At 40.4% G+C, this 22,757-nt stretch carries 28 protein-coding genes; 15 read left to right on the forward strand and 13 right to left on the reverse strand.

What is annotated here, in order from left to right; genetic code table 11:
* Positions 1-4 precede the first annotated feature (4 nt).
* Positions 5-895, forward strand: a complete 891-nt coding sequence (locus TERMP_RS04925; protein WP_013467261.1) for a triphosphoribosyl-dephospho-CoA synthase — start codon at positions 5-7, stop codon at positions 893-895.
* Here the strand turns inward: TERMP_RS04925 and TERMP_RS04930 are convergent.
* Both TERMP_RS04930 and TERMP_RS04935 read right to left on the reverse strand, forming a co-directional pair.
* Positions 885-1,169 carry a family 4A encapsulin nanocompartment shell protein gene (locus TERMP_RS04930; protein WP_013467262.1) on the reverse strand — a complete coding sequence of 95 codons (285 nt, stop codon included), beginning with the start codon at positions 1,167-1,169 and terminating at the stop codon, positions 885-887. The genes TERMP_RS04925 and TERMP_RS04930 overlap by 11 nt on opposite strands.
* Positions 1,170-1,232: 63 nt before the next feature.
* On the reverse strand, positions 1,233-1,628 hold the full coding sequence (locus TERMP_RS04935; protein WP_013467263.1) for an OsmC family protein: 396 nt from the start codon (positions 1,626-1,628) through the stop codon (positions 1,233-1,235).
* A 61-nt stretch (positions 1,629-1,689) separates the two neighbouring features.
* On the opposite strand from TERMP_RS04935, the gene TERMP_RS04940 reads away from it, so the two are divergent.
* Positions 1,690-2,532: an SPL family radical SAM protein gene (locus TERMP_RS04940; RefSeq protein ID WP_013467264.1), complete on the forward strand. Its 843-nt coding sequence runs from the start codon at positions 1,690-1,692 to the stop codon at positions 2,530-2,532.
* Here TERMP_RS04940 and TERMP_RS04945 read toward each other — a convergent pair.
* The gene (locus TERMP_RS04945) at positions 2,498-3,349 is read right to left on the reverse strand and encodes a gamma-glutamyl-gamma-aminobutyrate hydrolase family protein (RefSeq protein WP_013467265.1); all 852 of its coding nucleotides are present in this window, start codon (positions 3,347-3,349) and stop codon (positions 2,498-2,500) included. The two genes, TERMP_RS04940 and TERMP_RS04945, sit on opposite strands and share 35 nt — an antisense overlap.
* 90 nt (positions 3,350-3,439) lie before the next feature.
* Entirely contained in the window at positions 3,440-4,792 is a 1,353-nt protein-coding gene (locus TERMP_RS04950) for a cyclic 2,3-diphosphoglycerate synthase (RefSeq protein WP_013467266.1), read from the reverse strand.
* Between the two features lie 212 nt (positions 4,793-5,004).
* Between TERMP_RS04950 and TERMP_RS04955 the strand changes: the two genes are divergently transcribed.
* A complete protein-coding gene (locus tag TERMP_RS04955; protein ID WP_013467267.1) occupies positions 5,005-5,460 on the forward strand; it encodes an alanyl-tRNA editing protein in 456 nt (151 codons plus the stop codon).
* A gap of 14 nt (positions 5,461-5,474) precedes the next feature.
* On the opposite strand, the gene TERMP_RS04960 is transcribed toward TERMP_RS04955, so the two are convergent.
* From TERMP_RS04960 to TERMP_RS04970, 3 genes are read right to left on the reverse strand one after another with little or no spacing between them, the layout of a single operon-like run.
* On the reverse strand, positions 5,475-6,227 hold the full coding sequence (locus TERMP_RS04960; RefSeq protein WP_013467268.1) for a hypothetical protein: 753 nt from the start codon (positions 6,225-6,227) through the stop codon (positions 5,475-5,477).
* 18 nt (positions 6,228-6,245) lie between these two features.
* Complete coding sequence (thrC, locus tag TERMP_RS04965) at positions 6,246-7,403, reverse strand: threonine synthase (protein WP_013467269.1); 1,158 nt, start codon at positions 7,401-7,403, stop codon at positions 6,246-6,248.
* Complete coding sequence (locus TERMP_RS04970; protein ID WP_013467270.1) at positions 7,396-8,514, reverse strand: eCIS core domain-containing protein; 1,119 nt, start codon at positions 8,512-8,514, stop codon at positions 7,396-7,398. Before TERMP_RS04970 ends, thrC begins: the two co-directional genes overlap by 8 nt.
* A 61-nt stretch (positions 8,515-8,575) precedes the next feature.
* Here TERMP_RS04970 and TERMP_RS04975 point away from each other — a divergent pair, with 61 nt between their 5' ends.
* Positions 8,576-10,201, forward strand: a complete 1,626-nt coding sequence (locus tag TERMP_RS04975) for an acyl CoA:acetate/3-ketoacid CoA transferase (protein ID WP_013467271.1) — start codon at positions 8,576-8,578, stop codon at positions 10,199-10,201.
* A gap of 18 nt (positions 10,202-10,219) precedes the next feature.
* Here TERMP_RS04975 and psmB read toward each other — a convergent pair whose 3' ends face one another.
* From psmB to albA, 4 genes are all read right to left on the reverse strand, one after another.
* Positions 10,220-10,819, reverse strand: coding sequence for an archaeal proteasome endopeptidase complex subunit beta (psmB, locus tag TERMP_RS04980; RefSeq protein ID WP_013467272.1), 600 nt, complete (start codon positions 10,817-10,819; stop codon positions 10,220-10,222).
* Positions 10,820-10,943: 124 nt separating this feature from the next.
* Positions 10,944-11,483 (reverse strand): CBS domain-containing protein, encoded by a 540-nt coding sequence (locus tag TERMP_RS04985; protein ID WP_013467273.1) that lies wholly within the window; start codon positions 11,481-11,483, stop codon positions 10,944-10,946.
* A 57-nt stretch (positions 11,484-11,540) separates the two neighbouring features.
* The gene (locus TERMP_RS04990; protein WP_308735333.1) at positions 11,541-12,203 is read right to left on the reverse strand and encodes an ArsR/SmtB family transcription factor; all 663 of its coding nucleotides are present in this window, start codon (positions 12,201-12,203) and stop codon (positions 11,541-11,543) included.
* A 117-nt stretch (positions 12,204-12,320) separates the two neighbouring features.
* Positions 12,321-12,596 (reverse strand): DNA-binding protein Alba, encoded by a 276-nt coding sequence (gene albA, locus TERMP_RS04995; RefSeq protein WP_013467275.1) that lies wholly within the window; start codon positions 12,594-12,596, stop codon positions 12,321-12,323.
* A gap of 174 nt (positions 12,597-12,770) precedes the next feature.
* Here albA and purB point away from each other — a divergent pair, with 174 nt between their 5' ends.
* From purB to TERMP_RS05030, 7 genes are all read left to right on the forward strand, one after another.
* Positions 12,771-14,132 carry an adenylosuccinate lyase gene (gene purB, locus TERMP_RS05000; protein ID WP_013467276.1) on the forward strand — a complete coding sequence of 454 codons (1,362 nt, stop codon included), beginning with the start codon at positions 12,771-12,773 and terminating at the stop codon, positions 14,130-14,132.
* A gap of 316 nt (positions 14,133-14,448) precedes the next feature.
* Positions 14,449-15,846, forward strand: coding sequence for an RsmB/NOP family class I SAM-dependent RNA methyltransferase (locus TERMP_RS05005; protein ID WP_013467277.1), 1,398 nt, complete (start codon positions 14,449-14,451; stop codon positions 15,844-15,846).
* Positions 15,847-15,891: 45 nt separating this feature from the next.
* Positions 15,892-16,236 (forward strand): hypothetical protein, encoded by a 345-nt coding sequence (locus TERMP_RS05010; RefSeq protein WP_235507179.1) that lies wholly within the window; start codon positions 15,892-15,894, stop codon positions 16,234-16,236.
* Positions 16,237-16,382: 146 nt separating this feature from the next.
* Entirely contained in the window at positions 16,383-16,778 is a 396-nt protein-coding gene (locus TERMP_RS05015; RefSeq protein ID WP_148221069.1) for a hypothetical protein, read from the forward strand.
* A gap of 426 nt (positions 16,779-17,204) precedes the next feature.
* Positions 17,205-18,065, forward strand: coding sequence for a nucleotide-binding protein (locus TERMP_RS05020; protein WP_013467279.1), 861 nt, complete (start codon positions 17,205-17,207; stop codon positions 18,063-18,065).
* A gap of 5 nt (positions 18,066-18,070) precedes the next feature.
* Positions 18,071-18,958: a P-loop NTPase gene (locus tag TERMP_RS05025; protein ID WP_013467280.1), complete on the forward strand. Its 888-nt coding sequence runs from the start codon at positions 18,071-18,073 to the stop codon at positions 18,956-18,958.
* An 84-nt stretch (positions 18,959-19,042) separates the two neighbouring features.
* On the forward strand, positions 19,043-20,140 hold the full coding sequence (locus TERMP_RS05030; protein ID WP_013467281.1) for a radical SAM protein: 1,098 nt from the start codon (positions 19,043-19,045) through the stop codon (positions 20,138-20,140).
* A 1-nt stretch (position 20,141) separates the two neighbouring features.
* Here the strand turns inward: TERMP_RS05030 and TERMP_RS05035 are convergent, their stop codons facing one another.
* Positions 20,142-20,495 carry a DUF134 domain-containing protein gene (locus TERMP_RS05035; protein WP_048159763.1) on the reverse strand — a complete coding sequence of 118 codons (354 nt, stop codon included), beginning with the start codon at positions 20,493-20,495 and terminating at the stop codon, positions 20,142-20,144.
* 118 nt (positions 20,496-20,613) lie between these two features.
* On the opposite strand from TERMP_RS05035, the gene TERMP_RS05040 reads away from it, so the two are divergent.
* From TERMP_RS05040 to TERMP_RS05050, 4 genes are all read left to right on the forward strand, one after another.
* Positions 20,614-20,964, forward strand: a complete 351-nt coding sequence (locus TERMP_RS05040; protein ID WP_013467283.1) for a hypothetical protein — start codon at positions 20,614-20,616, stop codon at positions 20,962-20,964.
* Complete coding sequence (locus TERMP_RS11585) at positions 20,924-21,085, forward strand: hypothetical protein (RefSeq protein ID WP_164491878.1); 162 nt, start codon at positions 20,924-20,926, stop codon at positions 21,083-21,085. The genes TERMP_RS05040 and TERMP_RS11585 overlap by 41 nt, the downstream gene beginning before the upstream one ends.
* Before the next feature lie 62 nt (positions 21,086-21,147).
* A complete protein-coding gene (locus tag TERMP_RS05045) occupies positions 21,148-21,603 on the forward strand; it encodes a 6-pyruvoyl trahydropterin synthase family protein (protein ID WP_013467285.1) in 456 nt (151 codons plus the stop codon).
* 56 nt (positions 21,604-21,659) lie between these two features.
* Positions 21,660-22,082 (forward strand): PPC domain-containing DNA-binding protein, encoded by a 423-nt coding sequence (locus TERMP_RS05050; RefSeq protein WP_013467286.1) that lies wholly within the window; start codon positions 21,660-21,662, stop codon positions 22,080-22,082.
* 15 nt (positions 22,083-22,097) lie between these two features.
* Here TERMP_RS05050 and TERMP_RS05055 read toward each other — a convergent pair whose 3' ends face one another.
* A complete protein-coding gene (locus TERMP_RS05055) occupies positions 22,098-22,670 on the reverse strand; it encodes a DUF998 domain-containing protein (protein ID WP_048159764.1) in 573 nt (190 codons plus the stop codon).
* Positions 22,671-22,757: the final 87 nt, after the last annotated feature.

A 22,757-nucleotide genomic window follows, 5' to 3' on the forward strand; every position in this document is an offset into this window, starting at 1 on the left:
AGAAATGGAAAGGTGGAAGATAATAAAAGCCTTCACGCTTGGACCTTTGCTTGAGGTTATGATTCCAAAGCCTGGCAATGTGAACCGCTTTAAAGATTTCGAGGATTTGACCCTTTATCATTTTCTCTTTGGAAATGTTGCTGTTGTTGATATCCTCTATGAGGCAACGGAGGTCAGCAGATTAATTAAGCGAGGGGATTATCAGCTAAGTGAAGCCAATATCGGAGAAATGATCAAAAGGGCAGTCCAAAATGCAAAAGCTACACAAGATGCAAATCCCAATTTTGGCATAATAGCACTGGAGATTCCTCTTGTAATTGCTTTAACTATATCAAAAAACCTTTATGATGCCAGAGAACTTGTAAAAAGGTTAATTGAACATTCAACAGTTAGAGACGCAATGGAGTTCTACAAGGCAATAAGAATCGCCAACCCCAAAGGAATAAAGAGCGGAGTTAAATATGATGTTTATGATGAGAATGTTTTTGATGAGCTTTTCAGAGATAGAATCAACCTCAAACGCTTAGCTGAAATAAGCTGTGAAAGAGAGCTTATTTTTTGTGAATGGTTAAATGGGTATGAACTCAGCTACAAGACATTCCTGAGGCTCAAAGAATTAACCAAGAAATTCAGCCTTGAAGAAGCTGTTTTAAATGCGTTTATTGAGCTCTTAGCATCAACCCCAGACACCCTTATTATCAGAAAAGCTGGAAAGACTGAGGCTGAACTTGTAATGAGGAAGGCGAGAGAAACACTGGATGGAACTTTCAGTATCGATGAACTGGATAAATTCCTAAGGGAAAAAGGAGATCTAAGGAATCCCGGGAGTTTGGCAGATATAACGGCAATTGCTTTGAGTTTGCTGATCCTTGATGGCTACAAATTTAATCTTTAATTATTCTTATCCTTCTTGCTCCTCCCAGTCCAATTCCAAGCATCTTGGAATCTATAACGACAGCGTCCCTGCCAAGCTCTTCAAGGACTCTTACCTTTAATCCTGAAACTTCTGTGATCCTCTCATCCTCACCGAATTCTTCATCCACCTGAGCCTTTAAGAACTCATAGGCTTCCTTTCCAAAGAGAACAATATCGGGTTCAAAACCGTCCATTTTGAGCTCGTTGGCTTTTTCTTCAACTGCACTTAGGATTCTAATTAAATCCCCCCTCATTCAGTTCACCTTGGAATGAACTATGATGCCAATACATTTAAAGTTTTTCATACGTGTAAAACTTCATTCATTGATGATTTCAAATGTGTATGCAACTTCAGTTCCGCTGAGCTTCAAATGTGCCGAGGCTGAGCAATATTTGTTTTGGCTGAGTTCTATTGCCCGTTTAGCCTTTTCTGGCTTTACATCTCCATAAATCTTATAGTGGATATGAACCTTTTTGTAAATCCTCGGATGTTCCTCCCTCCTTTCCCCGCTTATCTCAATTTCGAGGTCTTTGATTGGTTCTCTCATTTTCTGCAGAATCATGACAACATCAATGGCTGTGCATCCGGCAACAGCTAAGAGGAGGGTTCTCATAGGAGAGATGCCCTTTTCTCCAAAGATTATTTTTCCTCCTTCTTCAACACTTGCCTCAAATTTTTCATTCCCAATCCATCTAACTTTCCCTGTTATCATTTTACCACCCGGATATCAATTAGGGGCAATTCTTTTTAAATAGCTTTGTAAACTTTATCTCATGTATATACGACCATTCGATCCATGGAAATCCAAGCTCTGCACATGTCCCTTTAAATATACACTAAACGTTTATACAGGCTGCGATCATGCTTGTATTTACTGCTACATAACGGCTTACATTCCCAAAGCCTTTAAGGTTAGAATTAAAGAGAATCTCCTTCTTAATCTTGAGAAAGAGCTTAGAAAATTTGATAAGAGGTTCATAATTTCGCTTTCCTACTCCTCTGATCCCTATCCAACAGTTGAGAGGCAGTTAGGCATTACACGAAAAGTTCTTCAGCTCTTCAAAAGATACAATGTAAGATGCACGATCTTAACAAAATCAGATATTTTTGAGCGTGATTTGGACATTCTAAGAGAACTTAAATGCGCCGTAGGGATAACAGTGACAACAATAGACGAAGAAAAAGCTAAGGCATTAGAACCAAACGCTCCCTCACCTAAAGACAGAATAAGAGCTCTAAGAAAAGCAAAAAAGAGCGGAATTCCAGTTTATGCGAGAATAGATCCAATCATACCTTTTTACACATGGGAAGAATTTGAGGAAACTGTCAATGCACTGAGCTTTGTTTCACATATAACAGTTTCGACTCTAAAGCTCAGACCAGATTCATGGAAAAGAATGAAAGCAAAATTCCCAGAGCTCATGAAAAAGCTCGAACCGCTGTATAAAAGAGGAGAGAGAATTGGTGGATACTATTATCTTCCCAGAGACTTCAGAATGAAAATCTTAAAGGAAGCAAAAAAGATCATTGAAGAGAGAAGGATTACATTCGGCTCATGTAGAGAGGGGTATTATTCCTACCCTACCTGTGATGGCTCTCACTTAGTTCCTCTATAATCTCTTCAACTATTTCTTCTGCCATTTTTCCTGTTTCACTTTCTTGTCTTATAATTTCCTCCTTTATTTCTTCCCTGATTTTGCCTTTCTTATACTCAAGGGCTTTTTCAACTAAGGCATCAAAGAGAGGCTGCATTTCATCCATGTATTCTGCAAGCCACTGAACCCCGATGGCAAACTTCTCCGGAATCTCAATACCTTCGATTATACCATCATCAGCATAGGCAACTGGCTTAATACCATCTCCAAGCTTTCTGATAGCCTGGTGATGGAAACTGTTAACGCCGATAAAAACTTCATTTGTCCCTTCAATGTTCAGCTTTTCCTTTAGAATCTCAAACAGCATTGAATTAGTTTTTATCCTGACTTCATGAACTTTACAGCTGGGATGAACTAAGAACCTCCCTCCACTTGTCCAGTCATGCTTTATAGCCTTTGGAATTTCACTAACGACATCCTGATACAAAGTGCCTCCAAGGGCAACGTTCAGGGCTTGAGCACCTCTCCCAATTCCCAAGATGGGAAGGTTCCTTTCAAGAGCTGCTCTAATTAAAGTAAGCTCAAACTCGTCTCTCTGAACATCCAAATTCCTTATTTTTGTCGTCAGCTCTCCCCCATAATACTTAGGATGAATATCTGGCCCTTCTGGAAAAATCAAACCATCCATTGCCTCAAGGACATCTGTTATTCCAACGAGAGGAGGGATTGCTACGGGTATTCCCCCGGCTTTTTTAATCCTTTTAACATACATATCATTTATTGTCAAAGCACCAGTTTCCCAGTCGAATTGTGCCACAATGCCTATAATGGGTTTCATAACAGCATCACCAGATGAGGATTACATAATTATGCTATAAAAACTCAACTGCATAAAATGTATTCAGAAAAGTGAAAAAAGCAAAGAGGATCACTCCTTCTTTTTAAGCTTCTCGCACTTCTCGACGAAATCCTTGAGGATGTCGTAGAGCTTTGGCTGCCCAATTTCCTCGAGCTCATACCTAACACGAACGGCCGGCTTGTTGATGTTGAGGATTCTCCTCAGGTCAATTGGTGTTCCGATAACAACGACATCAGCATCTGCTCTGTTTATTGTCTCCTCAAGCTCCTTAATCTGCTTCTTGCCGTATCCCATTGCTGGGAGGATAACATCTAAGTGTGGATACTTCTTGTAGGTCTCAACGATAGAGCCGACGGCATATGGTCTTGGATCAATGATCTCCTTAGCTCCAAACTTCTTGGCAGCAACGTAACCAGCTCCATACTTCATGCCGCCGTGTGTGAGTGTTGGTCCATCCTCAACAACAAGAACCCTCTTACCTTTGATCAATTCTGGCTTATCAACGAAGATTGGAGAAGCTGCTTCAATGACGATAGCGTTTGGATTAACCTTCTCGATGTTCTCTCTAACTTTCTGCACGTTCTCCGGATATGCTGTCTCAACCTTGTTGATGATTATGACATCAGCCGAGCGGAAATTCGTCTCGCCTGGGTGGTACTTGAGCTCGTGCCCAGGTCTGTGAGGATCAGCCACAACAATCCAGAGATCTGGTTCATAGAACGGGAAGTCGTTGTTTCCTCCATCCCAGAGGATTATATCAGCTTCTTTCTCTGCCTCTCTGAGAATCTTCTCGTAGTCAACACCTGCATAAACCACGTGACCATAATCAATGTGTGGCTCGTACTCCTCTCTCTCCTCGATTGTACATTCGTACTTGTCAAGGTCTTCATAGGTTGCAAACCTCTGGACAATCTGCTTTCTCAAGTCCCCATAGGGCATTGGGTGTCTTATGACAGCAACTTTATATCCAAGATCCTTCAAAATCTTAGCAACTTTTCTTGATGTCTGGCTCTTTCCTGAGCCAGTTCTGACAGCTGTAACAGCTATAACTGGTTTGCTTGACTTGAGCATTGTGCTCTTAGGTCCAAGAAGCCAGAAGTCGGCACCAGCGGCATGGGCTCTTGAGGCTAAGTGCATGACGTGTTCGTGTGATACATCGGAGTAAGCAAAAACTGCAATGTCAATGTCGTGCTCTTTGATGATTTTCTCTAAGTCATCTTCGCTCCAGATTGGGATACCGTTTGGATAGAGAGGACCAGCCAATTCTGGTGGGTAGATTCTACCCTCAATATCTGGGATCTGAGTGGCTGTAAATGCTACGACTTCATAATCGGGGTTGTTTCTAAAGAAGACGTTGAAGTTGTGGAAGTCTCTTCCAGCAGCTCCCAGAATAATAACTCTTTTTCTTTTCTTCTCGGCCATTTCAATCACCTCAAAAATTCCATACCAGCAAAAGGGTATCAATTTTGGCATTTATAACCATTTTCGTTGAATAATGAAAGAGTTTGACAAAAATTCTTTGGATGTGCATTTTTAAATTGGAAGAAGCTTCGAAAATCAGGTGGCAATCTTTGATTCACAATTACCGGCAAACTTAATAATCCCCAATGCCATCTAATTTTCGGTGTCTCTAAATGAACGAACTTGAAGTTAGAACCCACACTGCTCTCCATGTTGTTAAGGGTGCAGTTGTCAAAGTGCTTGGAGAAAAAGCAAAGTGGACTGCAAGCGTTTATGTCAACGGAAATCATGGAAGATTAACAGTCAAATTTGATCGAAAACCCACCCAAGAGGAAATTGCTAAAATTGAGAGGATGGCAAATGAGAAAGTTAAGGAAAATGTCCCCATTCATGTATATGAACTGCCGAGAGAAGAAGCTGAAAAGAGATTTGGTGAGGATATGTATGATCTATTTCCAATTCCCCCAGAGATTAAGACACTAAAAGTAGTTGTTATTGAAAACTGGAATGTAAATGCATGCAACAAACAGCACACAAAAACAACACGGGAAGTTGGAAAGATAAAAATCAAGAAGGTGAGGTTCAGAAAGAGCAAAGAGTTGCTCGAAATTAGCTTTGATGTTCTATGACTTAAGCCTGCGCCTCACTTCTCAGAGCTCATCATTTCATCTACCCATCCTGGCTTTGTGAAACCCTTTTTCACTCCACTGTAAGTAATTATATACATCAGTGGTTTTTCAACATTAGGCGTCTTATAGATGAGGTAATGCCTCACTGTATGGAGTTTACCATCCCTGTAAACAACTTCAACTTTGTACTGAAAGCTTTCCAGTTTCTTCATGTCCTCTTCTGTGATCTCAGTGCCCATGATTTTTGAAAGATCTTCCTTATTTGTGACATTCATTATAGCTGTGTACTCATTATTTCCAGTTTTCTTGAATGTAAGTTTTTTGAGGATGTCGCTGTTAATTATCCAGCCTTGGTCGTCCCTTGGAACTGTGAGTGTCACAAACGTACCAACTTTGTTCATGAACTCTTTTTCAGAAGTATATAAGGTTGCATTTCTTGGATCATCGATTGCAAAATACCCCCTAAAGGTGCTCTCATTCTCAAAGTATATATATCCGTGAGTTTTTAGGGTGAACATTGTTACTGTAAAGTTTATCGCCTCCCTCACAATCTTACCGTTTTTAGATTCAACGCTGACCCACATGTCAACCATGTCATAAACTCCAGCACTGTTAGGATCAAACATTTTGATTGAAAAACCTGTTGTTAAGCTATCCGCAGAGTTAAGCTCCATAAGATCAGCCTTTGGATTAGGCTCACTCATACAGCCCGCAGAGAATACAGCAAGCAACATTGCTATAACCAAAACGCTGCTGATTTTTCTCATAGCTACACCCCCTGACACTTAGATCTGCCCTACCAAACAATCTTTCAGCCTTTTCATTTCACATTCTCTAACTTCAAATCTCCCCAACTGATGCAGTGTTTTAAGCCCAGCTCCTGTTAGTATGCTCACAACTCTTTCATCTCCCTTAATTCTGCCTTCTTCTCTGAGCTTTTTCACAGCTGCTATACCAGTTGCAGAAGCTGGCTGGACAAATACACCCTCTTGAGCCAGCATCCTCTGAGCTTTAAGGATCTCCTCATCACTAACAGCAACACACATGCCGTTGAGCTTTCTCAAAAGCCTCAATACAGCGTTTCCGCTCGGCGGGTATGGATTTTCAATTGCATGCGCTATCGTGTGCTGATTTTCAAATCTTTCAATTTTTTCTTTCCCTTCAATGAAAGCTTTGTAAATCGGTGAGCAACCTTCAGCTTGGACACAAACAAACATTGGCAACTTATCAATAAGCTTACTCTTTTTGAGCTCAAGGAAGCCTTTTATGATCCCTCTAATCAGACCACCAGAGCTCGTTGGAACTACAACGTAATCTGGCATGACCTCTTCAACAATCTCAAAGCTGATACCCTTATATCCCTCTATACGGAATGGATCGTCAGAATTTATGAAGTAGATGCCAAGCTTCTGTCCAAGATTAAGGCTTTCATAGTAGAGTTTTCCGTAATCACCTCTAACTTTTATAACCTCAGCTCCATAAACAGCAATCTGCTTGAGCTTTTCCTCTGCTATGTATGAAGAAACGAGAATATAAGCTTTCAGCCCTGCTCTCGATGCATAAGCTGCAACACTTGCAGCCATATTGCCAGTTGAAACAGTTCCAACTTTGTCAAAGCCAAGCTGCAAAGCCCTGTGGATTCCCAAAAATGTTCCCCTATCCTTAAAGCTCCAAGTTGGATTAACAGTTTCGTTTTTTAAATAAAGCTGAATTCCGAGCTCTTTTGAGAGCTTCCTTGCTCTTATAAGTGGAGTATCCCCTTCCCCTAAGCTCAAATCCAAGTCAAGTTCAAAAGGAAAGAACTGAACAAAACGTTCCCAAACACTTTTTCCGATTCCAGCAAAGCCTTCAAAAAGCTTAAGCTCTAAAGGTTCTCCACACTCACACCTTTGATATGGCTTTCTCAGAGAATACTCTCTACCGCAAGCTGTACACCTAAGCATTCTTCAGCCTCCTAACCGCTGTAAACATAACATATCTCCCTTCCTGCTTAATTGTAAATGATAGTCCAAATTCTGGATGTGCCTTAATGTAGTTATCTCCAATTGTTTTGAGTGCAGCGTAGAACTTCTCAGCGCTGCTCTCATCTCTCCAAGCAGTTTTCCAAGCCAAGATTAAGCTTGTAGAGTTTTGAGCCAAAATTAACTTATCCCCCCTCCACCCATCTGCAATCTCCTTTGCTTCTTTTTCCTCATAATTATTAACAAGTAAGAGCAAATAAACATAGAATTCTCCCATCGTGTCTTCATGGAGTACCCCACCATTTCTAACGCTTAAACTCACATTTTCTGGCAATGTATAGCTCAGATACATTTCTGGGTTCATTACCTGCTGAGTCGTGACTGGCAACTTTGAGTATGCACTATTAACCAAACCCCAACCACCTTTCTCGTAGAGATACTGCACAAATTTATCGCCAAAAACGTAAGGGAAAGCGTTTAAGCTCCAAACGGGGTCTTCGAGGTATAGAGCCGTTATCTTCTCTATTGGGATGTAGTGCCTTTTGCAGTATAAATCAGCGACTAAGTCAGCATCCCCTTCAACCAAGGCCCTTATAGCGAGGGTTGAATCTAAAGTTGGCCCAGAATAAGGAGCGTTAAAATTCTGCTTCTGCAAAACATGAGTTAGCTCATGAGCAACAACTCTATAAGCAGTTTCCCCACTCTCCAAGAAGTTCTCTTCAATGATGTAGACCTTATTCCCTATGGTTGCAGCAATCCATGAAGCTGTTTGCTCTTTTTTCTCTTTTGTTAAATTATAGCTTGGAGGGACAAGAAAAGTCATCTTATAGATTGCCTCCCACATTCTAAGTTCATATATATTCTCCTCTGAAGGGCCCCATTTTTTTAGGGCTTCTTGTCTTGTAATCACAATTATTTTAGGCGATTCTTTGAATGAGAGATTTCTAATCTCCTGAACTTCACTCTCAATCTCCTGAACCTTTTGGAGTACTTGTTTTGCCCTCTCATCTATTGAACCAACTCTAATTTGATAAAATGATGCAATAAGAATAATGATTAATGTCAATGTTATTAACCCAGATTTCTTTCTCACATCTTCCACCTTCGAAAGGTTATTTAGTGAAATACGCTTATAATACATTTGGTGCCGCTACATGGGAAGGATTGTGGAGATAAACGAGGCAATTGATGAAATTCCAGACAATTCAATAATAGCTGTTTCAGGATTTAACTTACTTGTTGCCCCGGAGTATCTGCTTCTTAAACTGTTTGAGCACTACAAAGAGACAGGACACCCGAAGAATATTTTCCTGGAAGTCAATCCAATTCCAACAGCCCCAAACGGTGTTCTCGATAGTATAATGAAAGAAATTTACAATGATCCAGATCAAGATTTCCTCTCGGGAATCCTTGTTACATATCCAGGCTGGTCTCCCTATCTGCAAAAGCTGATTCAAGAAAATAAAATTGAAGGATACACATGGCCTATCGGAACGGCTTCGTGGTTTTTCAGAGAAATTGCGAGAGGTTTTCCAGGAGTTATAACCAAAGTTGGGATAGGGACGTTCCTTGATGGAAGGCAGGATGCAGGATATTTAAATGACCTCGCAAAAGAAAAGAAGAGATGTAAAGTTCAGCCGATCGAAATTAACGGAGATGAATATCTCCTATACACCGCTCCGAAGCCAAATGTTGCATTCATAAGGGGAACAACGAGCGATGAGATTGGGAACATAACAACAGAGAGAGAAGGAGCATTTACAGACATTTTAAATATGGCCCAGGCTGCTAAATCTCTGCCAAATTCAGGGATTGTGATTGCCCAAGTTGAAAGGATTGCAAGATTCGGCTCTCTTCACCCTCAAGATGTGAAAGTTCCGGCACCTCTAGTGGATTATGTAGTCATTGCTCCAAAGGAATACCACAAGCAGAGTGCAAACATTCAGTATGACCCAAGAATTTCCGGTGAGATTATTCCTCCAGCTAAGCCAAGAGTCCCAGAGATTCCACTAAATATTCGAAAAGTCATTGCAAGAAGAATTCTGCTTGAGATGGTTGGGATCATCAAAAAGCTCGGCAGACCAATCTTAGTCAACTTAGGAATCGGCGTCCCATCAGAGGTAGCGGCAATTGCAACCGAGGAAGGCATCCAAGATTACCTCTTCACCACAGTTGAATCAGGACCCTTTGGGGGTGTCGCATTAGGCGGACCAGATTTTGGAGCCTCAATAGGACCATTTGCTATAATTTCAATGGCAGATCAGTTTGCCAATTATGAAGGTGGTGTTATTGATGCTGCGAGCTTAGGATTCATGCAGGTGGATAGGCATGGAAATGTCAATCCTTCAATCTTGCCGGGCAGATTGCCCGGGCCTGGAGGTTTTCCAGTGATATCATTTGGTTCTCCGAGAATAATCTTTGCTGGAGGATTTACTGCAGGAAAGAGGGATATCAGGGTTGAAAATGGACAATTGAAAATCATTAAAGACGGTAGCATTATCAAATTCGTAAATCGAGTCTACAAAATAGTTTATAATGGTAAAGTTGGCTTAGAAAGAGGTCAAGAGGTCATATATGTAACGGAGAGAGCAGTATTTAAACTGACGAAAAAGGGATTAGTTCTTGAGGAAGTTGCTCCAAGTGTAGACGTAGAAAAAGACATCCTGGCAAAAATGGAATTTGAACCTAAAATAAGCCCCGTGATAAAAGAAATGGAGAAAAGATTATTCTTAGCGGGCAAAATGAGATTGGAAGAAGAAATCAAAGAAGCACTCAGATAAGTGCTTTTTGTTCTATCTTTATTCTTTGAATTCCACGAACTCCTCTTTCATCCCCTCTTTTGTAATTACAACCACTTGGATTTTTCTGTCTCCAGTGTAAACGTCTCTTTTTCCAGCTGTTCTAACAGCTCTAATTGCCAATTCTCTTGCCTCTTCAATGCTCATATCCTTCCTATAACCTTCTTCAAGAATCGCTATTGCAAAAGGCGAACCTGAACCCGTTGCTGTGTAGTCGTCAAATATCAAGCCCCCAAGTGGATCAAGATTTGCCAAAGTTGGTTCCTCGACGTATCCGCCGATAATTATCTGCACAAGGTAAGGGAACCATTTATTTTCATTTAAAATATTGCTCAAGAGATTTGCCATGGCTTTTGCAGTCATCGGCTTTCCCCATGTGAACTGATAATACCGAGCTTCTGCCTCAAGCATCCTCGCAAGCATTTGGACATCTCCAACGCTTCCTGCAGTCGTTATTGCAATCCTATCTGTGATTGGGAGGATCTTTTTGATGTTGAGGGTTTCGACCATATGGTCGAGAGAAGCCTGAGTATCAGCTGCCAAAACGACACCTTCCTTAACTTTAATTCCAACAGTTGTGGTTCCAGTCTTCTTTTCCATATTCTCACCTCCTAAGGTGAAAATAATCTGGAAACTTTTTAAAGTTTGGCTTAAACACAACACTCAAAAAGAAAAGCAACAGATCAACTAACCTTAAAGCAGTTAAAAATTAATAGTTTGAAATTTATTGCTCTATGGAGTCTTTACAGCTCTCACAGACCCATTTCTCCTGTCCACCAATGTATACCCTGTAAAGCGGCCCATACTGTCCGCAAACTTCACAGATACCGTAGACCTCAGTTTCGCTTTCCACCGATTCCACTTCCTGCTCTTCACTGTTGTACATTGCCAAGGCTGCAAGCAGGTCAGCTGCAGTTACAAATCCTATTGGCTTGCCCAATTTTGTAACAAGTATTCTCCTAACACCTTTGTCCATCATCAGTTCAATTGCATCTTGGATGTCATAGTCATATTCAATTCTGACCGGATTCTTAGTCATTATCTCCCTGACTTTAATATGTTTTGGATTCTTACCCTTGGCAACAATCTTATCCAAAATATCCCTGTCCGTCACTATCCCAATGATTTCATCATTCTCAACAATCACTGCACTGCTAACCTTATTTTTGGCCAGAATCTTCGCAACCTTATCAACGGTATCTTCCGGCTTAACTACCACTGCCTTTCTTTTAAGCACTTGCTCCACAGTTATCTTTGGCATCATTGCTATTCCCTCCTATTCATGTGGAGATATGAGGGGAAACTTAAAAATGTTTTGGGATTAGAGGTTTCTTCTTGCAAACCAGCGTGTGAACGCTAAGAAAAGTATTACGAACGTTATAATTCCAATTACGTGAGGGAGATGTGCCAGCTGCGGAGTTACAGCCTTCTGGAGTGTTGACACAGTGGTCGTTGTAGTTGTTGCTTCAGGAGCTCTCTGGATCGTCATTACTTGGGTAACATTTTCCGCTACAGTTTGAGTAACGTTTTTCATTATTTCTCCCTTTATAACCTTTGGAGCTTGTTCGGCAGGAGCAAACGCAGCTTTTGAAAGAGTATAGACCCCATAAGCAATTAAACCCGCAATACTTAAGCTGATTACCTGAATTTTCTCAAAAGTTCTTAATATCCTCTCTTTCACAGACATTTTTCTTGGAAGGAGGAGTATAGGTTTAGGGGATGCACGGTAAAGTTTGACTTCTTGTAACCTTTTTCCATACCTCTTGCCTGCAACTTCGACCAATCCAACTTTAAGCATCTTATCAATATGATACGAAACCGTTGAAAGAGGGAGATCCAACTCTCTGGCAATCTCAGAAAGAGAAAGTGTTTTCTCCTGAAGAAGCTTCAGAATGGCCAATGATTTCTCGTTCATAAGTATTTGAGCAAGCTCTTTAGCCTTCTCATCATCAACGCTGATCGTCTCAAATTCCACAAAACTCACCAATAGAACTAAGCAGGCAATAAATATTAAGATTTTCTTTTACTTCAAATAAGTCTGGAATTAAAACTTAGAAATCTGTAAAGTGATGAAAAGGAAAGAAAAGCTAAACTATTAACTTCATGGCTTCTCCAAAATGATCTCAATTGTTGAGGTGTTTGCTGTCCTTCCGTCTGCAGTTGGGAGCTCCTCTGTGCCTATCTTGATCTCCTTAACCCTAACCTCTGGCAAGAACCTGTTCCTGACGATTTCTGCAACGTCAACAGCTCTGCTTATAGCTCTCCCTCTTGCTTTAATTGAGACCTCCTTTGCACCCTCGTTGAACTGGGTTATAACGGCAAGGACGTAGTTCATAACAGGCTTCTTTCCGATGTAAACAACATGCTCTTCTGCCATCTTTGGCACCTCCGAAAGTTTTGTCATAGCCTTTTCGTGAGTTTTACGTTAAATACTTTTCGGTGGGTTGAATATTCAGCAAAAATGTACCATGGATTTCTCCATCGCTTAGACATAAAGATGTTCATGGCAAATGCTTTTAAGATAAAATTATTACATCAATTTGGTGATATCATGGCTGTTCATCCAATCGATTATCGCTATGGCAGCGAAGAAATGAGAAAAATCTGGGAAGAGGAAAACAAGTTACAGAAACTCCTTGATGTTGAGGCGGCTTTAGCGAGAGCACATGCGAAAGTCGGAAATATCCCCAAAAAAAGTGCAGAAGTAATAAGCGAAAAGGCCAATACAAAATACGTCAAGCTTGAACGAGTGAAAGAAATCGAGGCTGAAATCCACCATGATATTATGGCTGTTGTAAAAGCTTTAAGCGAAGTTTGCGGTGAGCATGGTAAATACGTTCACCTTGGGGCTACTTCAAATGATATAATTGATACTGCAAATGCTCTTCTTATTAAAGACTCCTTGGGGATAGTTCTTAAAGATCTGAGGGAACTGAGAACAATCCTAAAAGAACTCGCAAAAAAACACAAACACACCGCTTGTATTGGGAGAACCCACGGACAGCATGCCGTTCCCACAACATACGGGATGAAGTTTGCTATATGGCTCGATGAGATACAGAGACACATTGAAAGGATAGAGCAAGCAAAAGAAAGAATTTTAGTCGGACAGATGAGCGGTGCTGTTGGGACTATGGCATCTTTCGGAGAAAAAGGATTGCAAGTCCAACGTTTAGTTATGGAAGATTTAGGGCTAAAACCTGCAAGAATAAGCAATCAGATAATCCAAAGAGACATTTATGCTGAGCTCGTCATGATTTTAGCTTTGATCGCATCCACCCTTGACAAAATTGCCCTTGAGGTTAGAAACCTCCAAAGAACTGAAATTCTTGAAGTTAGCGAACCTTTTGGAAAGAAGCAGGTTGGTTCATCAACAATGCCTCACAAGAGGAATCCAATAAGGAGCGAAAAAATATGTGGACTTGCGAGGATTATATATTCTAATGTTATCCCGGCACTTCTAAACAACCCGCTATGGCACGAAAGAGACTTAACAAACTCTTCAGTGGAGAGAGTAATTCTTCCAGAAACATTCATGCTGTTGGATGAAATGCTAAAAAATATGAAAAAAGTGCTCTCTGGCTTGGAATTTTTCCCTGAAAACATAAAACGTAACCTCTACTTAACAAACAACCTTATAATGGCAGAACCATTGATGCTGAAGTTAACAGAGAAAGGAATGGGAAGACAAGAGGCTCATGAAGTTGTTAGACAAATCGCCATGAAAGCATTCTATGAAAAGAGAGACTTAATTGAGATTGCTAAGGAAAATGAAGTTGTGAGAGAATACTTAGATGATGAGGATTTTAAGGGGTTAAAGCCAGAGAACTACATTGGACTTGCTCCCCAGATAGTAGATGGTGTAATTCGGTATATAGAAGAAATTGAACAGAAAGAAGCTCAAAGATCTTAGGTCTTTGTTTTTTGCTATGTTTATTTTTATTAACTTTTTGTTATTTTATAAATCCATTATTGAGCATCTCTCAACATTTTCAGAGAATTTCTACTTATTATAGTTGTATAGCTTGTACATTTATAAATTTTAATTCAAAACCTTTATTTAGAGTATTTATTAATCTTTATTATTTATAAAAAATTAAACTTTGATAGATTATAATAGAATGTTAGATTTGAGATAGTAAAAAATCTAAAAAAATTACGACATAAAAGATTAAAATTAGCGAAAAGATTTAATAACATACCCCATAACCCAAAAAGGGGAGAATAGTATGGAAGAGATTTCAAACGCCATAATACAGCTCATTGAGAGAGAAAAAGAGGGAGAAAAGAAATTATCTATCCCTCCAAAAGGAGTTAGAGCTCTAATTGAGGCAGTTAGGTTAGCGGAGATTATAAAGCCCAGCCAATATGCAAAGAGAGAAGCATTCAAAAAACACCAAATTGATGAGTATTATTTAAACAGAATGCTCACAATGCTCTTTTATGACATTATGAAAAAACAAGGATTAATAGATAGGGTGATTAATGACATTGTTGGTGTTAATCCTCTAATTCTGGATCCCTGGTTAAGAGCAGCTCTAAGGGTTGTAGTAGATGTGTCACTCTTCCATCATTCTAAACCCGGTACGCTCAAGGCTCTAAAATGGAAAGGATCAGACTTCATATCCTCCAAGACACATCCCTACGTTGGCATGTATTACTGGGATATCTTTGATAAAGTCATTAGATATAAACCAAGACCCAAGAGTAGAGATGAATTCCTCGAATGGAAGTATATTGCACCCATTTGGCTTATAAGAAGGATTAAGAAGTTATTGGGTGAGGAAACGGAACAGTTCTTCCAAGCTGTGAACTCAAAACACAGCTGGACAAGCATTAGGGTGAATACCCTCAAAACCACTGTAGATGAAGTAGTAGAAGCTCTAAGAAGCGAAGGAAAGGAAGTAAAAGTAAGCGAAAGGGTTCCAACCATAGTGAAAATAAAGGGACCGTACGATTTTGATAGGAGCAAACTCTTCAGAGAAGGGAAGATTTTGGTACAAGAAGAGGCAAGTGCAGTAGCTTCCCTAATTCTCGACCCCAAGCCGGGAATGACTGTTGTAGATTTAGCCGCAGCTCCGGGAGGTAAAACAAGCCACATTGCAGAACTTATGAGGAATAAAGGAAAAATTTATGCTTTCGATATTGATGAATTCAGAATAAAGCGGATGAAAGAAATTCTAAAAAGAATGGGCGTAAACATAGTCAAAATAATCAGGAAAGACGGTAGAAAAGCTCCCAAAATTCTTGGAAGGGGAATTGCGGATAGAGTTCTATTAGATGCTCCATGCACGTCATCCGGAACCATAGGCAAGAACCCCGAGTTAAGGTGGAGATTAAGGGAAAATAAGATCTTAGAAATTGCCGAGCTGCAAAAAGACCTGCTTAAAGTCGCTGCTCAGCTCTTAAAGCCAGGAGGTAGGTTACTATATGCAACATGCAGCCTTTTTCCTGAAGAGAATGAAGAGAACATAGAATGGTTTTTAGGGACGTATGATAATTTCCGATTAATACCTCTAAACGGCCCATACGATGAATCTCCTCTGCTAAAAGGTACCATGAGGGCATATCCACATAGACATGGTACTATAGGATTTTTCTACGCCCTTTTAGAGAAATCGGAATAACTCATATGACAAAAGTTAAAAACACACCATACCATAAAATTTAAGGTGTACCAAAAAATGCTGGAGATATTGGGCTTCATATTTTATGCAGGAGCTGCTTTGGTGATTCTTTTCATTGGAGCCTTTTCCGGAGGGATATCAAGAATACTGGCGTTACCAGCAGCAATAGGGTACATGCTACTTGCTTTTTGGTCAATAGAACAAGTGGGGTCAGATATCGTCTCAAGGGGTCGGAATAGAGATAAAAGGCTAATGCTTGCATTAAACATAATCTCTTTTACCCTCGGAGCAGTGGCATTCTATATCTATATGGAGAGCATTGCAACACCAGCTTTACTCCTCGGCCCTGCATTTGTCATTGGGCTTTGGAAGAGCTATAAGGGTCATTGATCTGTTTCTTTTCTTTCAATGCATTGTTTATTTCATATCTCTCTGTATTCATCTGTTCAAGGATTTTAGATATAAGGCATATTATATGACAATTATGTATAGTGGTAAAATTAACAAAGTTTAAAAAGATGCAAAATAATCATGGTATGGAAGGGGATGAGTACCAGGTGAATACAATGACCAATACTGTAAAGTATACCTACCTAAACCCTCTTGCAATTGAGATAATCATGACAAAGCTCCAACAAGCGGTTCTCTACCGAAATATTACCCAACCATTTTTCAGAGAAAACCAAAAAAATGGATACCTCGAACTGGTGATCCCGGTTAATTGCCTCTCCCCATTGGAAAAGTACGTTTTGAAAGAGGCTGGTTATCCCAAAAAACCTGTGCGACTTGGAGATAGCATCATAAGAGCATTTGTAATAAATGTCCACCACATAGAACAGAACAACCCAGAACTATCGAAAGAGATAATTAATATTTATAACAAACGTCTGGGAGAGAGTTGTATCGGCCCATGTTACAAATATGAAAAATAACCACCATAAATCGTAACCAATTTTTGTGGTGTTAAAGCGGGGGTTAGAGAATAAAAATGCTACCCGAATAATGCAGCATGAAAGCATGCCCACTTACTGATGCTCCCATGCAGGAGACAACTGACATTGTCTAAAACCTCCAAAACATAAAAATATTATTATCCAAATTTGTAAAATTTCTATGGTTTCTACTATTTTAATAAATTTAATTTTGTAATTTGTTATAATCAATCAAATGTTACATATTTAGATATTAATTTAGCAGATACTATATATTATACAAAAAATTAAGATTATTACAAATGCTAAATATTACTTCCAATTAACGTCAAAATTCTCATAAAATTCTGAGAGATGGTTTCACAATTTTTGCATACGCACAAAATTTTTAAACTTTTAGGTTCCCCTAATTCAGGAGGTGTTGGGATGCAGATAGCAGTTAGCGGAGGAAAAGGGGGGACTGGAAAGTCAACAATAGCAATTAACTTGGCTATTGCTCTGAGGAATTACTTTGACCTGACTTTGGCGGATTTAGATGTGGAAGCCCCTAACGACCATATACTCTTAGGGATAGAACTTCAAAATGAAGAACCTGTTGAGCTTTTTATGCCACGTTTTGACTATTCCAAATGTATTAAGTGCAGAAGATGTGCTGAGGTTTGTGAAGAACATGCAATAATCACTATGAGAGATGGAACACCCTTTTTAATGCCTACACTATGTTCCGGTTGTGGTGCCTGTCGGATAGTCTGCCCCGTTGAAGGAGCAATTTTGGAAGGTAAAAAGCTGATGGGCCACACATATCTAACCGAAACTCCATATGGGTTCCAGTTGGTTACAGGCAAACTGTTGGAGGGTGAAGAGAGAGCGATGCCTATCGTCGTTGCAGCAAAGGAAAGGGCAAAGGCACTTAATAAAGAACTTTTGATAGTTGATACTGCGGCAGGAACGAGCAACACTGTTTCTAAAGCTTTAGAGGATTCCCAGCTTATTATCGCTGTCACCGAACCTACGCCGTTAGGTCTTCATGACTTAGAGCTAATCCTCAAGCTCGCAGATATTATGGGGATTGAGGCATGGGTTGTTATCAATAGAAGCGATTTAGGAAAGAAAGAAGACGTGAAAGAACTTGCAAGAAGATATAATGCCAGAATTACTGCTGAGATTCCCTATAGTGAAAACATAATCAAGAGCTACGTTGAAGGAAGACCAATTGTTTTGAGCGATTGTGGGGAAGCGGAAATTTTCAGAAAGCTTGCTGAAGAGGTTGTCAGCTATTTGAGGTGATTAAAATGCAGATTGTCATTGCAAGCGGTAAAGGTGGAGTTGGGAAATCAACAGTTGCGGCTTCACTCATATATCTGCTCAAGGACAGGTACAAGCTTATAGCAGTTGACGCCGATGCTGATGCTCCAAACCTCCACCTGCTCTTTGGAGTCAAAAAGTGGGAAGAAGAGAAAGAGCTAACAGGAGCCAAAGTTGCAAGGATAGATCAAGATACGTGCATTAGATGTGGTATTTGCTATGAGAGATGTCCCTATGAAAGCATAAAGCTTGTGGATGGGAAATATGTTGTGAATGAGCTCACATGTGAAGGCTGTGGAGTCTGTAAACTTGTGTGCCCAGTCAGGGGGACAATAACTCTTGAAGAAGTTCGCTCTGGAGTGATTAGAAAGACAACAACAGGGTATGGATTTCCATTGATTTCAGCTCAATTAGATGTGGGGAGACCAAACTCTGGAAAGCTCGTTACAGAGGAAAAAGAGTGGGCAAAGAAGATAATGTATGAGCAAGAACTGGATCACATGATAGTCGATTCAGCGGCAGGAATTGGATGTCAGGTTATTGCCAGCGTTGGCGGAGCAGATGTTGCCATTCTTGTTGCAGAGCCTACTCCAGCATCACTGAGTGATGTTAAAAGGGTTTACAAGGTTGTCCAGCACTTCAGGGAACCAGCTTATTTGATAATAAATAAAGCAGACATAAACCCTGGCTTTGAAGGACTTTATGAGTTTGCAGAGCAGGAGGGGATACCAATTTTGGGTGAAATACCCTACGATAGGGCAATTCCATACAGTATGACCATGCTTAAGCCATTTGTTGAAGCATTTCCGGAGTCAAAAGCCAGCAAAGCACTTAAGGAAATTGCAAAAGCTGTGGAGGATGAGATTTTGGAGTAGTTTTAAGTTCTATTTTTATCTTAAGTCTCAGTTGTTAAACACTACCGATAAACCTAAAGCCAAATACCAGTTAATATTTTTGAAATGGCAAAGTGCAAGTTGTGTGGTTATGAGTCCAAAGAGATAAGCAAATCAATTGGAGTATGTGTTAACTGCCTTAGAAAAGATGATCAAGCTTTGAAAACAGCAATGGAAAGTCACTTCAAGTGGCGTGAACTTATAGGGCTTCCTCCAGAGCCACCAAAGGATGGAGAGCTCCAATGCAAAATATGTGTTAATGAATGCAATATCCCAAGAGGTGGCTCAGGTTACTGCGGAATAATATGGAACAAAGGTGGAATGTTGACCACAATAACCGGGACATTTGACAAAGCTTACCTCCACTGGTATCTCGACCCTCATCCAACAAACTGCGTTGCTGAGCCCATCTGTCCTGAGAGAGAGCATTACGGCTTTTACAACTTAGCTGTATTTTATGCTGGATGCAACTTGGACTGCCTCTTCTGCCAGAATGTTCAGCACAAATACATGATAAAAGAGGGTAGAATTGACCTAAGGGAAGGCATTGTGTTAAGTACAGATGAGCTTGCAAATATCGCTATGCAGAGACGGGTTACTTGTGTCTGCTACTTCGGAGGTGATCCAACACCGCACAGCATTTATGCTCTGAAAGTCTCAAGAAAAATTCTAAAGCAGGCTGAAGAAAGTAAAGAAATGAAAAGAATCTGCTGGGAGACAAATGGCTTGGAAAATCCGAAGATTATGACGAAAATGGCAGAGCTCAGCCTTAAAAGCGGAGGGATTGTTAAGATCGACTGGAAGGCATACACATCAAGTGTTTATCAGGCTCTGACAGGGATAAATGGGGAAAAAGCCATCAAAAGGATAAAAGAGAACATCAAGCTTGTCTTAAAGATGAGTGAAGGAAGAGAGCTACCTCTTCTGGTTGTCAGCACTCTTGTGGTTCCCCACTACATTGATGAGCATGAGGTGTTTAATATTGCAAGGTATATAGCTGGAATAAATCCAGAAACCCCTTATGTGCTGTTGGCTTTTACCCCCCAACATTTAATGTATGATGTTCCAACAACAAGCAGGAGGCAAATGGAAAAGGTTTACAAAGCAGCTCAGGAGGCTGGGCTGAAAAACATTTACATCGGGAATCCATGGCTACTAAGATAATTTATTCCTCGTTATCCGAGCTTTGGGTTTTTGGCACCTCATTTCCCTGTGCCAAAATTATCAGCTCCCTTCCCTCAACGAGCATTTGTGCAACTTTCTTCCTTGCTGAGCTTAAAGCTCTCCAGACCGTTCCTCTCGAAACACCCATTCTCCTTCCTGCCTCTTCCTGGGTTAGTCCTTCATAATCCACCAATCTCAATGCCTCAAACTCCTCGTATGTCATGAAAATCGGCGGCTGAGGTGGTCCAATAGGTGGGCGCGCTGGATAGAAGTGCTTAATCTCTGGGATGAGGCCAATAAAGCGCATCTTCCTTCTTCGCCCTCTGCCTCTACCTCTTCCTGTTCCCCAAGGCATTTCAACACCAAGCAAGAATTTTTCATTCAGACTTTATAGGGATTTCCCTTCAATTCAACTTGAAACTGTCAAAGGGTTTTTTAGGAAAGTTCTGCAAAACTTAATTTCAGGTGGGAAAATGAAAAAGATGGTGACAATTATTGTTTTGCTTATTGTTGGTGGAGCAATAGCCACTTGGAGCCATATCAAAGAAGAGAAGAGAGTAGTGGTATTACAAGCAACGTTTAAAATGGGTGGCATAACTTATGAAGGGTATAAAATACAAGGAGATACCTTGATTTTTGAATTCAAGCGAACTGGGGATGTTTTTACTCAGGCAATAGTGAAGAAAGAGGTTAAGGTAGGAATTGAAGATTTCCCTGCCAGAGTTGTTGTGGAGGTCAACACCAACGGAAATGTTAAGAGATATGAGGCAGAATTAATTTTTGATGGGGATGATGAGAGAGTATATAAAGCCTCAGAGCTTTGAGTTTGTGTGTCCGTTCTGCGGGTACAGAGCAAGGAGCCTCGAAGAGCTTAAGCAGCATATCTTTGAAAAGCATACCTTTAACAGAGAGGACATCAGAGGTTCACGGTTCATCAGGATCTAAAAAGGTGAGGTGCTTAAGAAAGGTTAATAACTTGTCATAAAGAACTTTCTGTGGTGGGTGAGATGGAATTTAAAGTTGTAGAGAGAAAGATAGGATGGCACAAAGACTTTGACAGTTCGCATTTTTTGGCTCTGCCTTACGACAGCAAATGCTTGAGAATTCATGGGCATACCTACAACGTCGATGTTGAGATTTGGGGAGACTTAGATGAGAGGGGTATGATTTTTGATTTCAATCACTTAAGCAATCTCATTAAGGAAGTCGATCACCGCATTTTAACAAGTATCGAGTGGATCAAAGAGGAGGGGGATCACATAATCATAGTTCAGAATGACAAAGAGCTCAAACTTCCAAAAAAAGAAGTAGTTATAGTCGATGCTCCCAATGTTACTGCCGAGCTCATAGCGGAGTGGTTTGCAAAGAGGATAGCAGAAAAAGCCGGAGAAAATGTAAAGCGAATAAAAGTTAGGGTCTGGGAAGACCCGAGGAGCTATGCTGAGATAGTCTTAGAACGCTAACGTTGTTCCAAAAAGATTAAATTCTGTTCACCATATCTTTTTTGAGGTGAAGGAAGATGAGATTCTCAAGAGGAAGAAACTTTATGTTTAGAATTCCAGAAGGAGAAGAGTTCCTAACATTCATCAACAAATTCGCAGAAAAAAACAACGTTCTTATTGGAACAGTGGCAGCAATTGGGACACTAAGAAACCCAAAAATCGGATATTTTGAAGAGGAAAAGGGCAAATATAAGGTAATTGAGTTAAGCGGTACTTATGAGCTCCTTTCTGCGCTGGGCAACATAAGTCTGAAAGATGGGAAGCCTTTTGCCCATATCCATGTGGCTTTAGGAGACAAAGAGGGGAGGGTATTGGGGGGTCATTTAATTGAAGGAGAGGTATTTGTCGCTGAGGTCATCATTCACGAACTGCTTGGAGAACCCCTGGAAAGAAAGGTTCAGGAGAATGGATTAGCACTTTGGGATGCAGAAAAAATTTAAAGAGAGTGGAAAATCTCATATTTCCTTCTCTTTCCTTAAGATTTTTGCAAGTACCATGTAATGCCATGCAATTATTCCAAAGATGCCTATGAATTCTGAAACTGCCACTCCTCTAAAGACCTTCATTGCCCAAAGCCCAAGAATCCAGCTAAGAACGAATATTATGGCAGTTATAATCCCAAGTTGTTTCTCTCTTCCAAGATATAACCCAATTCCAGCCACCAGCATCCCAAAACTTGCCGTGATGAAGAAACCCCAGCTGACATAATAATGAGGGGAGGTTCCTTCAGGGAAAATCCCAATTCCCGCCAGAAACATCAAGCCAAGGATAAAAATCCAGATTCCAAGCTTCATTGTAGGGTGTTTTGCCTCCTTGAAAAGCCCCAAGGCATAATAGATACCCAAAATCGCCGCAACTACAAGTGAAACGTTCATCACCCAGTTATAGGGCAGGTTTACTTTTCCGAGGTCGCTTATAGCATTGTCTGTGAGGCTCCACCAAGAGCGATGTATGAATACTGCCATGAATATTCCACCTAACCCTATCAACGGTGCACAGAAACCAGCCACTTGTTGACTTCTTTTCATTGGCATCACTGGTTTAATACTCTCCTTCTACCTATAAACCCTAACGCCTATTAGAACTCCCGACAAAGGTTTATAAATCCATCATAC

This window comes from Thermococcus barophilus MP (genome assembly GCF_000151105.2).
Classification (GTDB): Archaea; Methanobacteriota_B; Thermococci; order Thermococcales; family Thermococcaceae; genus Thermococcus_B; species Thermococcus_B barophilus.

Bases quoted from the DNA above. Each gene is read 5' to 3' on its own strand.
- TERMP_RS11585 (WP_164491878.1), top strand. From the start codon at position 20,924: ATGGGGATGATGAGAGAGTATATAAAGCCTCAGAGCTTTGAGTTTGTG.
- TERMP_RS04925 (WP_013467261.1), top strand. From the start codon at position 5: ATGGAAAGGTGGAAGATAATAAAAGCCTTCACGCTTGGACCTTTGCTT.
- TERMP_RS04975 (WP_013467271.1), top strand. From the start codon at position 8,576: ATGGGAAGGATTGTGGAGATAAACGAGGCAATTGATGAAATTCCAGAC.
- TERMP_RS05015 (WP_148221069.1), top strand. From the start codon at position 16,383: ATGGAAGGGGATGAGTACCAGGTGAATACAATGACCAATACTGTAAAG.
- psmB (WP_013467272.1), bottom strand. From the start codon at position 10,819: ATGGAAAAGAAGACTGGAACCACAACTGTTGGAATTAAAGTTAAGGAA.
- thrC (WP_013467269.1), bottom strand. From the start codon at position 7,403: ATGCTTAGGTGTACAGCTTGCGGTAGAGAGTATTCTCTGAGAAAGCCA.
- TERMP_RS05040 (WP_013467283.1), top strand. From the start codon at position 20,614: ATGAAAAAGATGGTGACAATTATTGTTTTGCTTATTGTTGGTGGAGCA.
- TERMP_RS05025 (WP_013467280.1), top strand. From the start codon at position 18,071: ATGCAGATTGTCATTGCAAGCGGTAAAGGTGGAGTTGGGAAATCAACA.
- TERMP_RS05050 (WP_013467286.1), top strand. From the start codon at position 21,660: ATGAGATTCTCAAGAGGAAGAAACTTTATGTTTAGAATTCCAGAAGGA.
- TERMP_RS05045 (WP_013467285.1), top strand. From the start codon at position 21,148: ATGGAATTTAAAGTTGTAGAGAGAAAGATAGGATGGCACAAAGACTTT.
- TERMP_RS04950 (WP_013467266.1), bottom strand. From the start codon at position 4,792: ATGGCCGAGAAGAAAAGAAAAAGAGTTATTATTCTGGGAGCTGCTGGA.
- TERMP_RS05055 (WP_048159764.1), bottom strand. From the start codon at position 22,670: ATGAAAAGAAGTCAACAAGTGGCTGGTTTCTGTGCACCGTTGATAGGG.
- TERMP_RS04985 (WP_013467273.1), bottom strand. From the start codon at position 11,483: ATGATGCCAAAGATAACTGTGGAGCAAGTGCTTAAAAGAAAGGCAGTG.
- TERMP_RS05020 (WP_013467279.1), top strand. From the start codon at position 17,205: ATGCAGATAGCAGTTAGCGGAGGAAAAGGGGGGACTGGAAAGTCAACA.
- TERMP_RS04930 (WP_013467262.1), bottom strand. From the start codon at position 1,169: ATGAGGGGGGATTTAATTAGAATCCTAAGTGCAGTTGAAGAAAAAGCC.
- TERMP_RS04955 (WP_013467267.1), top strand. From the start codon at position 5,005: ATGAACGAACTTGAAGTTAGAACCCACACTGCTCTCCATGTTGTTAAG.
- TERMP_RS04945 (WP_013467265.1), bottom strand. From the start codon at position 3,349: ATGAAACCCATTATAGGCATTGTGGCACAATTCGACTGGGAAACTGGT.
- TERMP_RS05035 (WP_048159763.1), bottom strand. From the start codon at position 20,495: ATGCCTTGGGGAACAGGAAGAGGTAGAGGCAGAGGGCGAAGAAGGAAG.
- TERMP_RS05005 (WP_013467277.1), top strand. From the start codon at position 14,449: ATGGAAGAGATTTCAAACGCCATAATACAGCTCATTGAGAGAGAAAAA.
- albA (WP_013467275.1), bottom strand. From the start codon at position 12,596: ATGGCAGAAGAGCATGTTGTTTACATCGGAAAGAAGCCTGTTATGAAC.
- TERMP_RS04935 (WP_013467263.1), bottom strand. From the start codon at position 1,628: ATGATAACAGGGAAAGTTAGATGGATTGGGAATGAAAAATTTGAGGCA.
- TERMP_RS04940 (WP_013467264.1), top strand. From the start codon at position 1,690: ATGTATATACGACCATTCGATCCATGGAAATCCAAGCTCTGCACATGT.
- purB (WP_013467276.1), top strand. From the start codon at position 12,771: ATGGCTGTTCATCCAATCGATTATCGCTATGGCAGCGAAGAAATGAGA.
- TERMP_RS05030 (WP_013467281.1), top strand. From the start codon at position 19,043: ATGGCAAAGTGCAAGTTGTGTGGTTATGAGTCCAAAGAGATAAGCAAA.
- TERMP_RS04960 (WP_013467268.1), bottom strand. From the start codon at position 6,227: ATGAGAAAAATCAGCAGCGTTTTGGTTATAGCAATGTTGCTTGCTGTA.